Origin of the sequence: Candidatus Chordibacter forsetii (assembly GCF_964187505.1) — a bacterium.
Classification (GTDB): Bacteria; Verrucomicrobiota; Verrucomicrobiia; order Opitutales; family Seribacteraceae; genus Chordibacter; species Chordibacter forsetii.
Map to the genome: position 1 here is coordinate 1 of NZ_CAXLML010000168.1, position 3306 is coordinate 3306.

At 45.3% G+C, this 3306-nt stretch carries 2 protein-coding genes; both read left to right on the forward strand.

All coding sequences use genetic code 11. The annotated features are described in order from the left end of the window. Nucleotides 1-1759, forward strand: a 1759-nt coding sequence (locus tag ACKPQ4_RS07060; RefSeq protein ID WP_456151856.1) for a Gldg family protein, incomplete at its 5' end; no start/stop codon positions are given. A 45-nt stretch (nucleotides 1760-1804) separates the two neighbouring features. Next, on the forward strand, nucleotides 1805-3306 hold a 1502-nt coding region (locus ACKPQ4_RS07065), incomplete at its 3' end, for a DUF4340 domain-containing protein (RefSeq protein ID WP_407680485.1).

The following is a 3306-nucleotide window of genomic DNA, read 5'->3' on the forward strand; positions in this document are numbered from 1 at the left end:
AAGCGGATCACACCAGAAAAAGACCCTTGGAGTTTTTGCCACCGATGCACCCGTCCTTGGTACTGCAGGTATGGGAATAATGGGATTTAACTTGGGAGGAGGCACTCCAGCCTGGGAATTTTTTACCGAGCTCAACAAACAATATGATGTCCAAGAGGTTACCGGTGGAGAACTTTCTCCGGAAGATTACGACGCCTTGGTTGTGGTTCAACCAAGCACTTTGGACAATGAGAAAATGGACGACTTGGTAGCCGCAATTAAGTCAGGTATACCCACTGCCATTTTTGAAGACCCTCTTCCCTTAATCCAAGGTAGTGTTACGGGAACTTACGAACCACGCCGAAACAATAACAGCGGACCAGACCAGGGAGGAAGTGCTCCAGAAAAAGGTGATCTGAATAAATTATGGGATTTATTACAGGTAAACTTCAACCTCGACCCGATGGAAAGGTTAGAAAAAGTTCAAACCGAACTAAGCAGCCTAAAACAAAATGCGACAAGAACCTTGGCCCCGGCTCGTGGTCGATTTCCTGAGGTAGGTACTTTCTTCACGAACTTGGACAACTTGATCAAGAAAGCATCTGAGTACGAAGCAAGGTTGAAATCAAATTCCTCTCTTTCGCAAAATGACTGGAATAGTTTGAAGCTAAGTTCCCTCCGCACGGTTTTCGAAAAGATGGATAGCAACCACCCGATTCGTAATTTTGTAGAGCAACGATTACTTTCCGATTTGGATACAAAGCTTGGAGGCTTACAGGAACGCATTTTACGCGATCCATACAATCCATTCCCCAAGATTCAACGTTCGGAAAATTTTCCGGATGAGTTTGTTTATGTTGGTGGATTGCCCAATTCCTTCCACTCCGACCCGATTACATCTGAATTACAATATTGCCTATTCACCTGTCCAGGTACCCTCTACCCCAAGTCAACATCTAGCCTCGATTTCCAACCCTTATTGAGAACACGCGGAGGAGTTCTTGCGGGGACCACAAGTTTAGAAACTTTTTGGACGGGTGGAGTGTTCGGAACACCTCGCAGGTTCAATCCAGATCGTACCAAGTATTCAGGATCTGGGGCACAGGAAATTATTGCCGCATCCATTTCCGGAAATGTTGAAGATGGTAATCAGACCAACCAGATAAATGTTATCTTGGTAGCCGATGTGGACATGCTCGCAGATCCTTTTTTCAATATTCGTAGCCGCGGTCCAGAGTCTGACTTCCCCCTAGATGTCGACAATGTCACCCTAGCTCTTAATTTGATCGATGATTTATCTGGCGAGACAAGCCTGCTTGAAATTCGAAACCGTAGAAGATTGCACCGCACACTAGAAGAATTTGAAAAGAGTATTGAGGAAGCAAGAGAAGTTGCCTCCCGTAACATTCAGGAAGCGGAAAGTTCAATTCAAGCTATTCTTCAGGATGAAAACCGTAAACTCAACGAGGCTCTTGCAGATGTGCAAAACAACCAAGGTTCGATGACCCAGGGACAATTCATGCAAGTTTTGCAGACCGAAGCAGCGAAATTACAAAAGAATATGGCCAAGCGTGAACGGGAACTACGCCAAACCACCAATGTGAAGATTAAAGATGCGGAGAGAAAAAGAGACCGTGAAATCCGCGAAAAACAAAGGAGTATACAAAGGCTTTCAGTCTTTATTCCTCCCCTTCCCCTGCTCTTAATTGCCATCTTTGTATTTTATAAGAAACGAAGGGCTGAAATTCAGGGAACCGTAGACTCTCGAGTGCGTTCCTAACTTCTCACACTGAATTGTATTTAACCTTTTTTCGATTAATAAGTAATGAAAGAAAATAAAAAGACCTTAACCTTTCTCGGCGCTGCCATCATAGCCGTTTGCATAGCTACCTTCACCTCACCAACCAAACGGGATCCCTCTGCAAAGGCCAACTTAATGGGGCAAGCGCTCTTTGAGTCATTTGACGCTCGGGCCTTGACCGGAATTGAAATTGTGGAGGTAGATGAAGAAGACATACAGACAAAATCAATCGAAGTTACCCAGACAAAAAAGGGGTGGTTTATCCGCCGCCCAGGAAAGGCTGATTACCCTGCCAACGCAGATAACCAGTTAAAAGATGTTTCAAGTATGCTTTTTGATCTACGTATTATTGATCAGGCTGGAGAAGGCGCCGGAGAGCATGCCAAGTTTGGCGTTCTCAACCCAAGTAAAGCCGATGCCACAGAATCCGGAATTGGCCGACTTATTCATTTAAAGAACAGTTCGGGTTCTAACCTCGCCAGTTTGATTATCGGTGAAGAGGTAGATGGTTTGCCCAACACTTATTATGTGCGTAAACCAGAACAAAACGCAGTATACCGCGTGGAGGTTAGCAACGCTCGACTTGTTTCCTCAAAATTTGTGGACTGGGTAGAACAAGACTTCCTTGATCTCGACAAGCGCAAGATCAAACAAGTAACCCTGGACAATTATGATGTTAACCTCGCACAGGGGAAAATCAACCGTACCAACAATCCATTTGTTTTGAATCTTACAGATTCTAAATGGACTTTCTCTGGGGGGAACCTTAAGGACAATGAAGAGCTTGATAAGGAAATTCTTGATGCACTGAAAGATGCACTAGACGATCTCGAAATCATTGATGTCGAAAGAAAACCCGAAATTCTAGTCAATAACCTGAAACAAGGAAAAGAGTTTTTCAGCAATCTCAGGGATGCCAATAATCAAGCAGTAGTTCAATCGCTTCAGCAAAAGGGCTTCTACACCATTGCCGCCAAAGATGCATCCGGACAAACCGTACCCAAGGTAGTCTCAAACAAAGGCGAAGTTTTGGTTGGGATGGAAAGCGGTGTGGAGTATGTGCTGCGATTTGGAGATATTTACAGGGGGCCTGAAGAGGATGAAAATTCAAGCGGAGACAGTCGTTACATCTATGCATTTGCCCGAGTTAACGAATCCCTGTTAACTCCACCAAATCTTGCCCCGCTCCCAAGTACATCGCCTCAAGGAGCTAAGGGACCAGAAGGTGGAAAAGGGCCTATCGCCAAGCCTGGCTCTCCTCCTAACTTCACTCCACCATCAGCTCCGCCTAAGGTTACTCCTCCCCCACCACCAGCCCAACCCAAAGCAGCTAACAAGAAGGCAGTCAAAGTAGAAAAGAAAACCGCTACTGACCAGGCTGCCGAGAAAGCGAAAAAAGATGCCGAAAAAGAAGCTGTAATTGCTCAGACTCAAGCCTCTAACGCCCGCATACAAGCAGAGTACAATGGAAAAATCAGCAGTGCCCGTCAAAGAGCAAAGGAAATCAATGAAAACCTGGCCGGCTG